The sequence below is a fragment of the Microcystis ichthyoblabe FBCC-A1114 genome (genome assembly GCF_050500245.1).
Taxonomy (GTDB): domain Bacteria; phylum Cyanobacteriota; class Cyanobacteriia; order Cyanobacteriales; family Microcystaceae; genus Microcystis; species Microcystis ichthyoblabe_A.
Genome location: NZ_CP191408.1, coordinates 984,210 through 999,767 on the forward strand (window position 1 = coordinate 984,210; position 15,558 = coordinate 999,767).

General features: G+C 41.0%; 16 protein-coding genes and 3 pseudogenes. 8 read left to right on the forward strand and 11 right to left on the reverse strand.

From position 1 onward, the window contains the following. The first annotated feature begins 18 nt into the window (after positions 1-18). Positions 19-627, forward strand: a complete 609-nt coding sequence (locus ACQY1Y_RS04715; RefSeq protein WP_002734040.1) for a chromophore lyase CpcT/CpeT — start codon at positions 19-21, stop codon at positions 625-627. Here the strand turns inward: ACQY1Y_RS04715 and hemB are convergent. From hemB to ACQY1Y_RS04740, 5 genes and pseudogenes are all read right to left on the reverse strand, one after another. Next, positions 624-1,604, reverse strand: coding sequence for a porphobilinogen synthase (gene hemB, locus ACQY1Y_RS04720; RefSeq protein ID WP_002733412.1), 981 nt, complete (start codon positions 1,602-1,604; stop codon positions 624-626). The genes ACQY1Y_RS04715 and hemB overlap by 4 nt on opposite strands. Positions 1,605-1,720: 116 nt before the next feature. Continuing rightward, on the reverse strand, positions 1,721-2,377 hold the full coding sequence (folE, locus tag ACQY1Y_RS04725) for a GTP cyclohydrolase I FolE (RefSeq protein ID WP_002752393.1): 657 nt from the start codon (positions 2,375-2,377) through the stop codon (positions 1,721-1,723). Positions 2,378-2,838: 461 nt separating this feature from the next. Beyond that, positions 2,839-2,928 (reverse strand): annotated as a pseudogene (locus ACQY1Y_RS04730) (peptide deformylase); the annotation flags it as partial. A 22-nt stretch (positions 2,929-2,950) separates the two neighbouring features. Beyond that, a pseudogene (locus tag ACQY1Y_RS04735) lies at positions 2,951-3,220 on the reverse strand (transposase); the annotation flags it as partial. 130 nt (positions 3,221-3,350) lie between these two features. After that, a complete protein-coding gene (locus ACQY1Y_RS04740) occupies positions 3,351-3,794 on the reverse strand; it encodes an ABC transporter permease (RefSeq protein ID WP_430014080.1) in 444 nt (147 codons plus the stop codon). 91 nt (positions 3,795-3,885) lie between these two features. Between ACQY1Y_RS04740 and ACQY1Y_RS04745 the strand changes: the two genes are divergently transcribed. Further along, on the forward strand, positions 3,886-5,073 hold the full coding sequence (locus ACQY1Y_RS04745) for an RNA-guided endonuclease InsQ/TnpB family protein (RefSeq protein WP_430014081.1): 1,188 nt from the start codon (positions 3,886-3,888) through the stop codon (positions 5,071-5,073). Between the two features lie 22 nt (positions 5,074-5,095). On the opposite strand, the gene ACQY1Y_RS04750 is transcribed toward ACQY1Y_RS04745, so the two are convergent. Then, a complete protein-coding gene (locus tag ACQY1Y_RS04750; protein ID WP_430014082.1) occupies positions 5,096-5,554 on the reverse strand; it encodes an ABC transporter permease in 459 nt (152 codons plus the stop codon). Between the two features lie 207 nt (positions 5,555-5,761). Further along, positions 5,762-5,860, reverse strand: a pseudogene (locus ACQY1Y_RS04755) (aluminum resistance protein); the annotation flags it as partial. Positions 5,861-5,979: 119 nt separating this feature from the next. On the opposite strand from ACQY1Y_RS04755, the gene ACQY1Y_RS04760 reads away from it, so the two are divergent. The 4 genes from ACQY1Y_RS04760 to ACQY1Y_RS04775 all read left to right on the forward strand — a co-directional run bounded on the left by ACQY1Y_RS04760 (position 5,980) and on the right by ACQY1Y_RS04775 (position 10,821). After that, positions 5,980-6,813, forward strand: coding sequence for an acyl-CoA desaturase (locus ACQY1Y_RS04760; RefSeq protein ID WP_002733282.1), 834 nt, complete (start codon positions 5,980-5,982; stop codon positions 6,811-6,813). Between the two features lie 484 nt (positions 6,814-7,297). Continuing rightward, positions 7,298-8,470 (forward strand): 1-deoxy-D-xylulose-5-phosphate reductoisomerase, encoded by a 1,173-nt coding sequence (gene dxr, locus ACQY1Y_RS04765; RefSeq protein WP_430014083.1) that lies wholly within the window; start codon positions 7,298-7,300, stop codon positions 8,468-8,470. Between the two features lie 368 nt (positions 8,471-8,838). Beyond that, a complete protein-coding gene (proA, locus tag ACQY1Y_RS04770) occupies positions 8,839-10,134 on the forward strand; it encodes a glutamate-5-semialdehyde dehydrogenase (RefSeq protein WP_016516126.1) in 1,296 nt (431 codons plus the stop codon). 15 nt (positions 10,135-10,149) lie between these two features. Next, entirely contained in the window at positions 10,150-10,821 is a 672-nt protein-coding gene (locus ACQY1Y_RS04775) for a riboflavin synthase (protein ID WP_430014084.1), read from the forward strand. Between the two features lie 62 nt (positions 10,822-10,883). Here the strand turns inward: ACQY1Y_RS04775 and ACQY1Y_RS04780 are convergent, their stop codons facing one another. Further along, positions 10,884-11,354 carry a PIN domain-containing protein gene (locus ACQY1Y_RS04780; protein WP_130757257.1) on the reverse strand — a complete coding sequence of 157 codons (471 nt, stop codon included), beginning with the start codon at positions 11,352-11,354 and terminating at the stop codon, positions 10,884-10,886. Then, entirely contained in the window at positions 11,354-12,541 is a 1,188-nt protein-coding gene (locus tag ACQY1Y_RS04785) for an ImmA/IrrE family metallo-endopeptidase (protein ID WP_430014085.1), read from the reverse strand. Before ACQY1Y_RS04785 ends, ACQY1Y_RS04780 begins: the two co-directional genes overlap by 1 nt. Positions 12,542-12,784: 243 nt before the next feature. Here ACQY1Y_RS04785 and ahcY point away from each other — a divergent pair, with 243 nt between their 5' ends. Next, complete coding sequence (gene ahcY / locus ACQY1Y_RS04790) at positions 12,785-14,062, forward strand: adenosylhomocysteinase (RefSeq protein WP_002755549.1); 1,278 nt, start codon at positions 12,785-12,787, stop codon at positions 14,060-14,062. Between the two features lie 118 nt (positions 14,063-14,180). Further along, complete coding sequence (locus ACQY1Y_RS04795) at positions 14,181-14,786, forward strand: DedA family protein (protein ID WP_002769621.1); 606 nt, start codon at positions 14,181-14,183, stop codon at positions 14,784-14,786. 84 nt (positions 14,787-14,870) lie between these two features. Here the strand turns inward: ACQY1Y_RS04795 and ACQY1Y_RS04800 are convergent, their stop codons facing one another. Together ACQY1Y_RS04800 and ACQY1Y_RS04805 are read right to left on the reverse strand one after the other, a co-directional pair. Beyond that, the gene (locus ACQY1Y_RS04800) at positions 14,871-15,185 is read right to left on the reverse strand and encodes a nucleotidyltransferase domain-containing protein (RefSeq protein ID WP_002733723.1); all 315 of its coding nucleotides are present in this window, start codon (positions 15,183-15,185) and stop codon (positions 14,871-14,873) included. Between the two features lie 68 nt (positions 15,186-15,253). Further along, positions 15,254-15,508, reverse strand: a complete 255-nt coding sequence (locus ACQY1Y_RS04805) for a hypothetical protein (protein WP_002732184.1) — start codon at positions 15,506-15,508, stop codon at positions 15,254-15,256. Positions 15,509-15,558 lie beyond the last annotated feature (50 nt).

Consider the following 15,558-nt stretch of genomic DNA (forward strand, 5'->3'; position numbering starts at 1 on the left):
AGCCTCAAGCTTCCTCTCATGCTGAAAACTTCGATCGCCCTAGGATTTTTTCTCACTCAATCTTTGCCCCTTAATCCGCAAGTGCAGGGGGTGGCTAATCATTTAATTGGGGTTATGGATACCAGGGAACAAGCGCAGACTAACCCCCGCATTGCTAAGGTGCAAATGACCACCTGTGCCGTGGATTTTTCCCCGAAACAGGATAGTATTTATCTTTATCAGGAACAGGCAATTATCGATCGCTTAAATCAACCCTATCGTCAAAGAATTTTAGTCATTCAACCTAGCGCTGATAATTCCACTGTGGAATCGAAAGCTTATAAGTTAAATAATGCCCCTAACTTTATTAATTTTTGTAACAAAGACTTGACAGAAAGAAAATTAAATGTATCAGATTTGGCCGAGTCGGTGTGTACTGTGTTTTTAAAACCGATAGCGGGGGGGTATCGGGGAGAAACTCCCCCCCAGGGTTGTCCCACTAATGCCAGAGGTGCGGTAAAAATAACTAATACAATTATTCTAAATTCCCAGGGCATGGATACCAGCGATCGAGGTTATGATAGCCTTGGCCGGCAGGTATGGGGAGCGCAGGATAATGTCTATCAATTTCGCTGGCAAAAACCCTAAAATCGGCTTTCTTGTTTCATTAATGCCACATCGGCAGCAAAATAGGTCAAAATCAAATCGGCCCCCGCTCGTTTCATACTGATTAAAGTTTCCAAAATCAGGCTTTTTTCGTCAATCCAGCCCTGTTTTGCCGCCGCTTTAATCATTGCGTATTCACCACTGACGTTGTAAGCGGCGACGGGAAGATGACTACTATCGCGCAGACGACGGATAATATCGAGGTAGGCCAGAGCGGGCTTAACCATAATAATATCTGCCCCTTCTGTTATGTCTAAACTGGCTTCCCGTAACGCTTCCCGACTATTAGCCCCATCCATTTGATAGGTTTTCTTATCACCAAATTTTGGGGCTGATTCTAAGGCATCTCGGAAGGGACCATAATAAGCAGAGGCATATTTAGCCGTATAAGCGAGAATTCCCACATCCAAATAGCCAGCCGCATCTAAAGCTCGACGGATCGCCCCAACCCTACCATCCATCATATCGGAAGGGGCGACGAAATTAGCCCCGGCTGCCGCTTGCGAGAGCGACATTTTCACTAAAACTTCTAGGGTTTCATCGTTGAGAATTTTACCGTCCTCCACAATACCATCATGACCATAAATCGAAAAAGGATCGAGGGCCACATCGGTAATAATAATTATTTCAGGGACTTCTTTTTTGATCGCTTTCACTGCCCTTGGCACTAAACCATCGGGATTATAACTTTCTCTACCAAAATTATCTTTTTTATCTTCGGCAATCAGGGGGAAAAGAGCGATGGCATTAATGCCTAAATTATAAGCATTAACTACTTCTTTGAGCAATAAATCGAGGGAATAACGATAACAATCGGGCATAGAAGGAATAGCCACCTTTTGATTTTCTCCCTCCATGATAAAGAGGGGATAAATCAAGTCATTAACGGTTAATTCAGTTTCACGAACAAGACGGCGAATCGCTGGAGTGTAACGAAGACGACGGGGACGAATCAGCATGATAACAGCGAGTTAAAAATAAAAAGTAAACAGTAAATAGCTGGTTTTGCTCTAGTTTTTTACCTAGGAAAAAACTGGGGATAGGACGATCAAATAATCCCGATCCCCCTGACTAATTAGTGAAAATCGGGACTATGACGAATCAAACTCATAAACTCTTGACGAGTCTTAGCAGAATCGGCAAAAATACCGCGCACGGCACTCGTAGAAGTCCAAGAACCGGGTTTTTCAACCCCGCGCATTACCATACACATATGAGTCGCTTCAATCACCACAGCTACCCCTTGAGGTTGCAGTAATCCCTGCAAAGCATCGGCAATTTGTGCGGTTAAACGTTCCTGTACTTGCAGTCGTCTGGCGTACATTTCACAGATGCGGGCAATTTTCGATAAACCGATCACTTTCCCGTTAGGAATATAGGCAACATGAGCGCGGCCGATAATTGGTAAAATATGGTGTTCACAGGAGCTAAAAATATCGATGTCTCGGATTAAAACCATCTCGTTAGCATCCTCGTGAAAAACTGCCCCATTCAGCAATTCATCCAGGGATTGCTGATAACCAGAAGTGAGAAATTTTAGGGCTTTTACTACTCGTTTAGGAGTGTCTCGTAAACCTTCGCGATCGGGATCTTCTCCTAATCCTAACAGCAGTGTTCTTACCGCTTGCATCATCTCGGCTTCTGATACCGGCGATTTAGGTTCGGTAATCACTTCGGGAAAGTGATTGTAGTCATCATTGTCAAAAATTGCTTTGGACTTAGCTAAGGTCATAGATATTTTTATGGACTCCAATAGTTAATTGATCGGCCGAGTTTTCTGATTTTACCAATGTTAATAAATACCCTTTGCTAGAGTATTTATTTTTCTGGGCATCTAGACGATAACTAATGAAAGCTATCGGGTTATTCCCTCGTCTTTGGGTTTATCTCCGGGGCGGAAATCTGGAAAAATTGATTTTCCTAGTCACCGAAAAAGTCTTGAGTATCTCCCTCGTTAATTGAGGGCAGAGTTCCACTGCACAATTAGTTTATTTTGTCAAGTAGTTCGTTTGTTTGGTATTTTAGCTTTCCTAGAATGATAATCGTTATCATTTTAACAAAAAATTTAGATTTACGAACAAAAACTTTGTCGTCAGATAAATATAGTCCTGTTAAGCTGTTTAAACTATTTTGAAGAGATAAGCATATTTTGGGATTTTATCGCTTATATTCAGCAATATTACTGATTTTTTGCTATTCTTCCTCCGAGTATAAATCCGCCGGAGAAGCAAGGCGATCGAGAAAGAGTATTCCTTCCAGATAATCCTATTCGTGTTGAAAGATAGTTAGTAAAAGTATAGTCAAATGATGAATCGGCAAAAAATGATGGCCAGTTCCGGTCTAATCCTCTTAAAACTTGTTGGGAAACTTTAGCGGGTAAAGCTTGATACTGTTCTGTCTTTTTCATCAGAGAGGCCATCTGATTATAGGTCAAATAGCCATGACCATAAATGAAGTTTTGTCGGATTAAATAATTGGCTGAGTTGTAGAGATTTTTAGACTGCCAAGATAAATTATCTATCTCAGCCCAAAATCGATGTCCTTTCTTGATAATGTGTCTTTCGGCTACTAACATTATTATCCGTTGTCTTTTAACTCAGCGTCGGGTTTTGAAGGGTTGTCATCCGTTGTGATAATTGTACCAGAAGGCAATTGATAGCCTGTTAAATTCCCTTGTTTCCACCACCTCCAAGCCGTTCGATAACTTATTCCTGTTTTTTTTGCCTAGTCCGATAGTTTTGTCTGCACATATTACCATAAATGACTATATATGACCATATTTGTATTGAAACTTTACAATACTCGGCATTTTTCATCTGATCTTGCTGGTCAACTTTGACATAAATGCCGTTAACGGCCTTACCACTTAAAGAATTATTGCCCACCAGACGAGAGGACATATTGCTCAGAGGAATAAAGACCTGATCGTCGCGATCAATCGAACCTTCGGCACCTTTTGGCTCAAATACGCCAATAATTTCGTAACTATTTTTTCTTTCAATCCAAAGCTTTTTACCGATCGCATTGGTATCATCGCCAAAGAGTTCTGTTAACAGAGTCGAGCCTAAAATCGCCACTGGTGTCGCCTGTGCCATTTCTTCCTCGGTAAAAAATCGACCTTGGCTGAGTTCTGTATTTCTCGCTTTCATCGAAAATTTGGGTCTGAAACCCCGCCGTTTTAGGTTGGCTTTGCTGTTAAATATGAGCATCGTTTACGAAATATATGCTAAAATATGAGACATGGAAAAAGCCTATTCTTACCGATTTTACCCAACACCCGAACAAGAGTCGCTATTGCGGCGCACTTTGGGATGTGTAAGATTGGTTTACAATAAAGCTCTCCACGAACGAACACAAGCTTGGTACGAAAAGCAAGAAAGAGTAGGCTACGCTCAAACTTCTTCAATGCTAACCGATTGGAAAAAACAAGAAGAATTAGACTTTTTAAACGAAGTTAGCTGTGTACCTTTACAACAAGGGTTAAGACACCTACAAACAGCTTTTACTAATTTCTTTGCTGGTCGTACTAAGTATCCCAACTTTAAGAAAAAACATCAGGGAGGAAGTGCCGAATTTACCAAATCTGCTTTTAAATTTAAAGACAAACAAATCTATTTAGCCAAATGCACAGAACCTTTACCTATTCGATGGTCAAGACAAATACCAGAAAGCTGTGACCCAAGTACAGTAACAGTCAGATTACATCCCTCAGGACGCTGGCATATTTCAATAAGATTTGATGACCCAACGATTAAGCCATTACCAGTAACAGATAAAGCCATCGGAATTGACTTAGGAATTAGTAGCCTAGTGATTACCAGCGATGGCGATAAAGTGTCTAATCCTGAGCATTTTAAAAAGCATTATCGGAGACTGCGAAGAGCATCTAAAAGTCTTTCTCGAAAACAGAAAGGGTCAAAAAATCGGGAAAAAGCAAGAATCAAAGTAGCCAAGATTCACGCTCAAATCACCGATAGCAGAAAAGACCATTTACACAAGCTAACCACTCAATTAGTTCGTGAAAACCAAACGATTGTGGTTGAGAATTTAGCCGTCAAGAATATGGTCAAAAACCCCAAGTTATCTCAGGCAATATCTGATGTAAGCTGGGGAGAAATCACTCGACAATTAGCCTATAAATGCCGTTGGTATGGGAGAAATTACATCGAAATAGATAGATGGTTTCCTAGTTCTAAAAGATGTAGTAATTGTGGGTATATTGCTGAGAAAATGCCGTTAAATGTTCGAGAATGGGACTGTCCAGACTGTGGGACTCACCATGACCGAGATATTAACGCTAGTAAAAATATTTTGGCCGCAGGGCTTGCGGTGTCAGTCTGTCGAGCGACCATAAGACCAGAACAGAGTAAATCTGTTAAGGCAGGTGCGGAACCCCGCAAGGGAAAGAAGCAGAAACCTAAATCGTGAGGTTTGGGGATCGCCGTCCGTTTTACGGCGGCGAGGATGTCAAGTAGTTAAGATCGATGCCCACCACATTAGTGGCATGATTGACCTCGCCCGCCACCATCGGTGCCGGACGCTGCAGATAGGCGGAGACCACCTGTACACCGGGAACTTGATTTTGAATAACTTTGGCATCTTCCCAGATTAAGGTACTACTGGAACCGCGGCCGAGACTAATACCGCCAGTTCTGGCTTCTCCTGGTAAAATTTGTAAAACATTAGTACCTAGAGATTGAATTTTTTGTTCGGTGGCTTTTTGTACTCCTTGGCCTACGGAGGTGAGAGCAATCACGGAGGCAATGCCAATAATCACCCCTAACATGGTTAACAAAGTCCGCAGTTTATTGCTCCAGAGGGCTTCGATCGCTATCGAGACAATTTCGCTGATCGCCACGGGATGAGGATGATTAGTCTGAAGTATTTGTTTAGGTAAATAAACAGTCATTGATTTCGATGTAATCTGGCTAAATATAGAGTTATGAGCGGATAAAACAGATATTTGGGACTTATTTGTCTTTTTTTATCTATAAATCACCTTATTTACTGTTTCTAGAAGAGATTAGGCTGTATTGACTGCGGCTTTCCCGTCCGATAGCATTGCCGATAAAAACCCTCACTTAGGGAAATCAATCGCTTCGCCATACTTTCCCAATAGGATTTTAGCGAGATTTTCCTTGACCTGTGCGTCAATTTCCGAAAAGATGGGGAGTAGGGCCTCTTCTGCCCTGTGGAATAGAGAGGGGATATCCATCAAACAATAGACTGTGATATTTGTTACTATTTATTAAGCGTCAAAGTTCCCCCTGTGTCAAATCGAGACAGATAAGACAATGATGCTCTGTCTCCTGTTGTTTCCCTTTGGGTTATTCAATGACTGTTGCGACTTCCGAAAAACTGCCCATTGACTGGGTGACTCTCATCTACATGGCTTTTATCCACTTAGTGGCTCTTTTAGCCTTCTTGCCTGGCAATTTTAGCTGGGGTGCTGTAGGAGTGACATTGATTCTTTATTGGATTACTGGGGGTTTAGGAATTACCCTCGGTTTCCATCGTTTGGTTTCCCATCGGAGTTTTAAGACTCCCAAATGGTTAGAATACTTTCTGGTTTTGTGCGGGACTCTCGCTTGTCAGGGGGGTGCGATCGCATGGATAGGTTTACATCGTCTTCATCATAAATATTCTGATACTGCTCCCGATCCCCACGATTCTAATAAAGGTTTCTGGTGGAGTCACATGGGTTGGATGTTGCACGAAATTCCTGCTGATGAAGAAATTGCTCGTTTTACCCAGGATATCGCCGACGATCCTTTCTATAAATTCTGTCAAAATTATTTTGTTCCTATCCAAATTGTTCTAGGCTTAATTCTCTATGCTATGGGTGGTTGGCCGTTTGTAATTTGGGGAATTTTTGTTCGCTTGGTCTTAGTTTTCCACTCCACTTGGTTTGTCAACAGCGCCACCCACAAATTCGGTTATGTTAGCCATGAATCCCACGATAATTCTAAAAATTGTTGGTGGGTTGCTCTCTTAACTTTCGGTGAAGGTTGGCACAATAATCACCATGCCTATCAGTATTCTGCCCGTCATGGCCTACAATGGTGGGAAGTTGATCTGACTTGGATGACCATTCGTCTGCTGCAAATTCTGGGATTAGCTACTAATATTAAGTTGCCTCCCACCACAGCAGTCACGACAGAAAGTTAGTTTTATCCAGTTGTTAAATTAAATCTAGCCGAACTTATGTTTAAGTTCGGTTATTTTTTCTGCGACTTAACCCAAATCTAACGGCTTTTCCCACGGCACAACTGAGGAATATAGGTACGGCGAATCCTCCCCCAAAAAACGAAATCATTGATAGGATAAACTTGATTATTTCCTCCTCTGTCGAACATTGACTGGGGAAAGCACAACTCATCCCAAGAGCGAAGGATAACCAACCAAAAAAGAAAAAACACAGGGGAAATAAGAGGCAAAAAACCAGACCCCCCGCTAGACAGCCTAATCCATTGGCCTTTCTATTCGATTTCTTCTCTGTCACCATCTCTATCGCTAACTTTTTCTAAGCCGTAGCATAAAAAGGTCAAACTATCAACTTTTTTAACAAATGTTTAATATTTACGCTGATGTGCCGGAAAGACCCCAGAGAACGTATATTTAAAGCTAATCCCCAAATTATATTAAGTTTCTAATGAAAAAAATCTCGATTTTAGGCTCTACTGGCTCGATCGGCACTCAAACTCTCGATATTGTCACCGATCATCCCGATAAGTTTCAAGTGGTGGGATTAGCCACGGGTAATAATATTCAACTACTATCGGAGCAAATTCGGCAATTTCGCCCGCAAATCGTGGCGATTAATAACGAAAGTCAACTAGAAGACCTGAAAAGCCTAATTTCCGACCTTGACTATACCCCGATTATCCTAGCAGGAAAGGAAGGAGTAATCGAAGTGGCCCGTTATGGCGATTCCGAAAGCGTCGTCACGGGAATTGTTGGTTGTGCGGGATTGCTGCCCACGATTGCCGCTATTACTGCCGGTAAAGATATCGCTCTTGCTAATAAAGAAACCCTGATTGCTGGCGGTCCGGTGGTGCTGCCTTTAGTGGAAAAACACGGAGTTAAATTATTACCTGCTGATTCGGAACATTCAGCTATTTTTCAATGTTTACAGGGAGTTCCCACTGGGGGATTAAAAAAGATTATTCTCACCGCTTCTGGGGGTGCTTTTCGGGATCTACCCGTGGAAAAATTGCCACAAGTAACCGTAGCTGATGCCCTGAAACATCCTAACTGGTCTATGGGCAGAAAAATCACCATCGATTCGGCTACTTTAATGAATAAAGGTCTAGAAGTTATCGAAGCTCATTATTTATTTGGCGTCGATTATAATGCGATCGATATTGTTATTCATCCCCAAAGTATTATTCACTCTTTAATTGAGTTACAGGATACCTCGGTTTTAGCCCAATTAGGCTGGCCCGATATGCGTTTACCCCTGTTATATGCCTTGTCTTGGCCCGAAAGAATTTATACCGATTGGGAACCTTTAAATTTAGTTAAAGCCGGCAGTTTAACCTTCAAAGAACCCGATCATCAAAAATATCCCTGTATGGGATTAGCTTATGCGGCCGGCCGCTCAGGTGGGGCAATGCCAGCAGTATTAAATGCAGCTAATGAACAAGCGGTAGCATTATTTTTAGAAGAAAAGATTAGCTTCTTAGATATTCCCCGGGTGATTGAAAAAGTTTGCGATCGCTTTGCGATTCATAACAGTTCTACCCCTAGCCTAGATGACATTTTAGCCGCCGATAGTTGGGCGCGTCAAGAGGTATCTAACTGTCTGATTGCCAATCTGGTCTAGATAGTCTAGATGCTGTAGGGATGTTAACTATAATGTCTCTACAGGTCTAGGATAGAAAAATCACTAATTTCGGCTATTTTTTCTATTTAACTAGATTTATGATGATCATGACAAGAGTTGATAACCTTCAATAAACCTCTTGCCTAATTAATTTTTGAGGGTTCAAAACCAGCAAAAATAAGGATTAAATTGCCTAAAATCTGTAAATAGACCATTTAATTGATTATTGTTGATTCTTAATTCTCCTGGCTACTGAATCCTAAACCTAACAACAATTTTTGATTTTTACAATGAGGTGTAATGACCCTGAAACTTGATCAAAAATAAGATAAAATAAACAAGATAGCGGTTATTACTTTTAATTTTCTATGGTTACAACTTCTCTATCCCTCCCCGAAATCGCCAGAGAAACCCGTCAAGCGAGTCGTCAACTGGCTATTCTGACTAACGAAGAAAGGAATGAAGCTTTAGAGGCTATTGCTGAGGCTTTGACTGCCAATGCTGATAAAATACTAGAAGCGAATATCGCCGATGTTCAAACAGCCAAGGCGATGGAATTATCTCCAGCTTTATGTGCGCGTTTAGAGTTAAGTCCTGGCAAATTAAAAACCGCCATTGCCGGGGTGCGAGATCTGGCTAAATTAGCAGATCCTTTAGCTACTATACAAATTAATCGGCAATTAGATCAAGGTTTAATTCTTCGGAGAATAACCTGTCCTTTAGGGGTTTTAGGGGTTATTTTTGAAGCTCGTCCCGATGCTTTAATTCAAATTACCAGTTTAGCGATAAAATCCGGCAATGGCGTTATTTTAAAAGGGGGGAAAGAGGCGCTCCGTTCTTGTCAAGCTTTAGTAACAATTATTCATCAAGCATTGAGTCAAACTAAAGTTAATTCGGCGGCGGTGCAATTGTTAACAACAAGAGAAGAAATTCAGGAACTATTAAAACTTGATCAATACATCGATTTAATAATTCCTAGAGGTTCTAACGAATTTGTGCGTTATATCCAAAATAATACCCGCATTCCTGTCCTCGGCCATGCCGATGGTATTTGTCATCTCTACATCGACAAAGAAGCCGATTTAAGCAAAGCAATTAGGATTACCGTTGATGGTAAAACCCAATATCCTGCCGCTTGTAATACCATTGAAACTTTATTGGTTCATCAAGACATCGCTAGACAATTTTTACCCGCAGTGGCCCGAGCATTAGAGGAAAAAAAGGTTAAATTATTGGGAGATGAAGCAACTCGTCAGATTATTAACGTACCATCGGCCACAGAAGAAGACTGGCAAACCGAATATAGTGATTTAATTCTGTCAATTAAAATTGTTGATAGTCTAGAATCGGCAATCGAACATATTAATTATTACGGTTCTCGACACACGGAAGCCATTGTCAGCGAAAATTTTAACACGGCCAAAACCTTTAGCGATCGAGTCGATGCCGCTGGAGTTTTTCATAATTGTTCCACGCGATTTGCCGATGGTTTCCGTTACGGTTTTGGGGCCGAAGTGGGTATCAGTACCCAAAAAATGCCCCCCCGTGGTCCGGTGGGATTAGAGGGATTAGTGACCTACAAATATCAATTAGTGGGAGATGGTCATATTGTCGCCGATTATTCTGGGGAAAATGCCCAATCTTTCACTCATAAGGATTTATAGTCGAGAAAAAAGCCGATGTTTACAGGATTAATTCAAGCCTTGGGAAAAATTCGGGTCGTGAATACTGATATACTATATTTGTCTGTATCCTCTGATACAATTCTCCAAGATTTAATGATTGGTGATAGTGTGGCTGTGGATGGAGTTTGTTTGACAGTCGAGGAAATTCTCTCAGAGGGTTTTGTGGCCACCGCTTCCCCAGAAACCCTACAGCGCACTACTTTAGGACGAAGGATTAAAACAGAAACCAACGTTAACCTAGAAACCTCTTTGCGGGTGGGTAGTAAAATCGGCGGTCATTTTGTCACCGGTCATGTGGACGGAATTGGCTGTTTAGTCGAATCGATAATCGTGGCTAATTCGTGGGAAATGACCTTTGCTGCCCCTAGTTCCCTAGAAGAGCAGTGGAATAACTACATAGCTCGTTATATCGTCGGTAAGGGCAGTATAGCTGTTAATGGCATCAGTTTAACCGTGGCCGATTGTGATGCCTCCAGCAGCTGGTTTAAAGTGGCAGTCATCCCCCACACCTACGCTGAAACCAATCTTTCCCATTTAAAATTAGGCGATTGGGTGAATCTAGAAGGGGATATTTTAGGCAAATATGTGGAAAAATTGCTAGGAATGCGCTCTTATCACCCTCCTACCGAGATTAGCCTAGAATTTCTGGCTGAACATGGTTATTAGTTTTCCAGAAAAAGCCTTTTCAACATATAAATTTATTGGCAATTTATCCATTAATTTTAGTTTTAAAATTGCCAACCTTCCCGCTCCATTAAACCCTGAACATTGGTACAATCGATAGAAAAGTGTTGACAGACTGTGGGGATTTTGGGAGCATTAGGCTTCAAGGCTTCTTCGGTAATTACGCAACCGTCTTTTATCTTGGCACAGGCAATAATAAATGGGTCTGCCACTGGTTTTCCTTGTAATCTTGCTTTTTGACTCACTAAATCCTTAAAGTTACTTATAGAAAAAGTTTCAGCAATAAATAAAGTTTCCTGAGCAGTGGGTGGTAAAAATATTTGTTTATTGAAGTCTATCCAATCTAAAACAAATTGTTTATTATTGCCATATTCTACTTCTTTAAGCACTTCGCGTACTGATTTTAGTTTACCTTCTGACACAAGCAAATCGATTTTTTGCCAAACGGTAGGAAAACTTTTGGGAAAATAGTTTCCTAAAACCTTAAAACTACTTGTGTCAAAAATGTAAACCATCAAAACAGTCCTTTGTCTAATAAATATTGTTCAAGTTTTTCCACCGTAGCAACTTTTTTAATGTTTAGATAATCAGCAACACGCTCGATATCGTATTGGCCTTGATAGTATTTATTGAACACAAGTTTTAGGTAATTTTCTCCCAAATATGTCGCCTGATTAGCATAGGGATTACCTCCAGATTTTTTATTTTTGTCCTGACTTTTTCCCACCTGCTCACTGTACCACTCGCTTACTTTAAGAGTATATTCTTTCTGGGAGATTAAGTTATTATCTAATAGTTTTCGTAAAACTACTTCTCGACTAACCTTATAATCACTGGAAATTTTCGAGATAATTTTATCGTTATCGTTAACGTTAACTATTGTTTCTCTGATTATCTCAGAAAAAACATGATTAGGAAGCAGAAACTCCGCAGCAAATTTATTACAAAATATCTCGATATATTTATTTTCTCCTTGCAAACTATTAATATATCTATCGTCAGATTTAGTAATTCCATTAGTCTGCAAAAGAATATGTGCTAATTCATGAAAAATGGTAAATATTTGTCTAGATTTTTCAGTGCTATTATTAAGATAGATGATCGGAAATTCAATATCTATAAAGCAAAATCCCGAAATTTCTCGCTGCTTAAAAGAACGCTTAAAAATAAAAATACCGGCTTCTTCCACGGCACTCCGCCATTTTTTTAAGGCAGTTTCCTGATCATTCCAGGTCAGTTGTTCTTCTAGAGTAACGTTTAAATAATTTCTGATCTGTTCGGCTAATATCCTTAAATCATCACTAGAGCTAACCGAAATATCCTGAAAGATTTTCTTGGTACTAGGATTAATACCATTATTAATTTCCTGTAGCGACAATTGCATCGCTTTTGCTTGTCGTAAAGCATAGATAGTATCGGCGGCCAAATTTTCGATTTCAAAGTCTGGCAAAGTTCTAAATTCTTGTTTTTCCTCCGCTTCTAGGGGAGGTTCTGGGAAAAAGAATAAAGCGAGAGGACGTTTATATATTTCTGCTAACTTTTCCAATTGACTATAAGTAGGAAAGTCCTCTCCTGACTCCCATTTTTCGATAACAGAAACATCTTTTTTAAACTTGACCGCCACAGACCCAAGAGAATATCTTGCCCTTTCTCTTGCCCATTGGATTATCTTGGGATTAACGCCTGTCAGTTTGTCGCCCATTAGTCGATCTTATCATCACGAGATAGAGATTTCTAGCTTAATTTAGATCATACAGTAGTTTTATTGTACTATATAATTACCCAAAATAGAGACAATATACTGAGTTCTGGATAGGTCAGTGAGGGATTGATAACTTTTTCCTATATAAAAAACCGGTGGAAAGCTTGACATTAGCCAAAATCCCCAGACAATGTTAAGTTAAATTAACCAATAGCCTAGGCTTGTATTTAAGGAAAACCCCTTATGGTAGCAACACCAGTTCAACAGAAATACGACATCAAAGATATTAGTTTAGCCCCCATCGGCAAACAGCGCATCGAATGGGCCGGTCGGGAAATGCCCGTTTTGCGTCAATTAGCCGAACGTTACGCCATCGAAAAACCCTTTGCTGGACTGCGTTTAGTCGCTTGCTGCCACGTTACCACCGAGACCGCTAATTTGGCCATCGCACTCAAAGCCGGTGGAGCTGATGCGTTACTGATTGCCAGTAATCCCCTTTCCACCCAAGATGATGTGGCCGCTTGTTTGGTCGCTGATTACGGCATCCCCGTTTATGCAATCAAAGGGGAAGATAACGACACCTATCACCGTCACGTTCAAATCGCCCTCGATCATAAACCCCAGATTATCATCGATGATGGTTGTGATGTAGTGGCCACCCTAGTTAAAGAAAGAAGTCACCAATTACCCGACATTATCGGTACTACCGAAGAAACTACCACCGGTATCGTCCGTTTGCAAGCCATGCTCAAAGCCGGGGTGTTATCCTTCCCCGCAATGAACGTTAACGACGCAGAAACCAAGCATTTCTTTGATAATCGCTACGGTACAGGTCAATCTACCCTTGATGGTATCATTCGCGCCACCAATATCCTTCTTGCCGGTAAAACCGTGGTTGTGGCTGGTTATGGTTGGTGTGGTAAAGGTGTGGCTATGCGGGCCAAAGGTTTAGGTGCTAATCTAATTGTCACCGAAATTAACGCCGTGCGGGCCATTGAAGCGGCGATGGACGGTTTCCGGGTTATGCCCATGGATGAAGCCGCTAAGGAAGGCGATATCTTTATCACTGTCACTGGTAACAAGCACGTTATCCGGGCTGAACATTTTGACCTGATGAAAGATGGGGCGATTGTTTCCAACTCCGGTCACTTTGATATTGAAATCGACCTGCAAGCTTTAGGCGCAAAAGCCGATAATGTTAAGGAAGTTCGCAACTTTACCCAACAATATAGACTAAAAAGCGGTAAATCCGTCGTTGTTATCGGTGAAGGTCGCCTAGTTAACCTGGCAGCCGCCGAAGGTCATCCTAGCGCCGTTATGGATATGAGTTTCGCTAACCAGGCGATCGGTGTAGAATACTTGGTTAAAAATAAAGGTAAATTAGCCCCCGGCATCTACTCAATTCCCTACGAATTAGACCAAGAAATCGCCCGCTTGAAACTGCAAGCCATGGGGATTGAAATCGATACCCTCACCGAAGCCCAATTAGAATATATCAACTCCTGGACTTCCGGAACCTAATATCAGTTATCAGTTATCAGTTATCAGTTATCAGTTATTAGTTATTAGTTATTAGTTATTGGTTGTCAGTTCACTGAAAATACTCTACTTTAAAACTGTTTTCTAAATCCTCAAAAATATGACTGAATGGATTACAAATACAATGACTTCTATGGGCTATTTAGGCATAGCCCTATTGATGTTTTTAGAGAATCTTTTTCCTCCCATTCCCTCGGAATTAATTATGCCTCTAGCGGGTTTTACCGTCCATGAGGGACAAATGCAATTTATTCCGGCAGTGGTAGCGGGGATTGTCGGAACCGTAGTCGGAGCGCTACCTTGGTATTATCTCGGTCGGGTTGTGGATGAGGAAAAAATCGAAAAACTAGCCGATAAATACGGCAAATGGATTACCGTTTCCGCTAAAGATATTCAAAAAGCTAATCAATGGTTTAACCGTCACGGTAGTAAAGCGGTTTTACTCTGTCGTTTGGTCCCCGGAGTACGAACTTTGATTTCCCTACCCGCCGGGATGAATCACATGGCGATGATTCCCTTTTTAGTTTACTCCACCATCGGCACGACTCTCTGGGTCGTTTTTTTAACGGCAGCAGGTTACTTTTTAGGGAAGAATTACCCCCTTGTGGAAGAATATCTGGCTCCCGTGTCAAAAATAGCCCTACTTGTCCTGGTTATCTGGTTTATCCTCTGGATTATCCGCAAACGTAACCGCCGGTATGAGTAGGTGTTGATGAGAGGTGGTGCGTTACGACGGATTGTCACCTTCCAGTCACAGCAGCAATTTTTGCCGTCTAACGCACCCTACGTTTTACTGCTTACCTTCTCGGCGAATATTTTCTAATAAAGGAGTATCTTTACATAAAAAGTCTTCTTCAGATATGGGCAAAACTGAGATGAGTTGATCGTATTTAAGGTTAATTTGATTTTTCACTTCTCCCATACGGAAAATTTCATCTCCAGGAGAAGCTGGACTTTTTAAAATTACCATGATGTCAATATCAGAGTCTTCTGTTGCATCCCCTCTTGCTTGAGAACCGTACAGAACTAAGTTTATTAATTTATCGCCATAGATTTTTTCTAGTGCTTGGCGAAATTCTGTGATGATTTTTTCAAGTTTTTTCATAATTTATCAATTTTAGACCTTCAAGCTATTTTCCCCAAACTTTAGCCCCATCTTCTTGCGGTTTGTCATTAGCTATTTTTTAACAAAGCCTCCCCTTTTGAAGTCAATTCCCAACGATCACGCGGCGATTCTTTTTCCACATAACGTTTGACTAAGCCTCGCTGGCAAAGATTTTTTAAGACTGTCATCATATCAGGTTCTCTAGGAACATCTCGGCGGGAAAGTGCGTTAGCTAATTCGTACCAACTCCATTTTCCTTTTCCTTTTTCAACTAATTGGAGAAGCACCAATTCAAGTTGGGTTAACTGTACGGTATCTTTCATGATTAATCCTCTATACTTGGGTGAAATAAAACGCCAAATCCTTCTTTTAA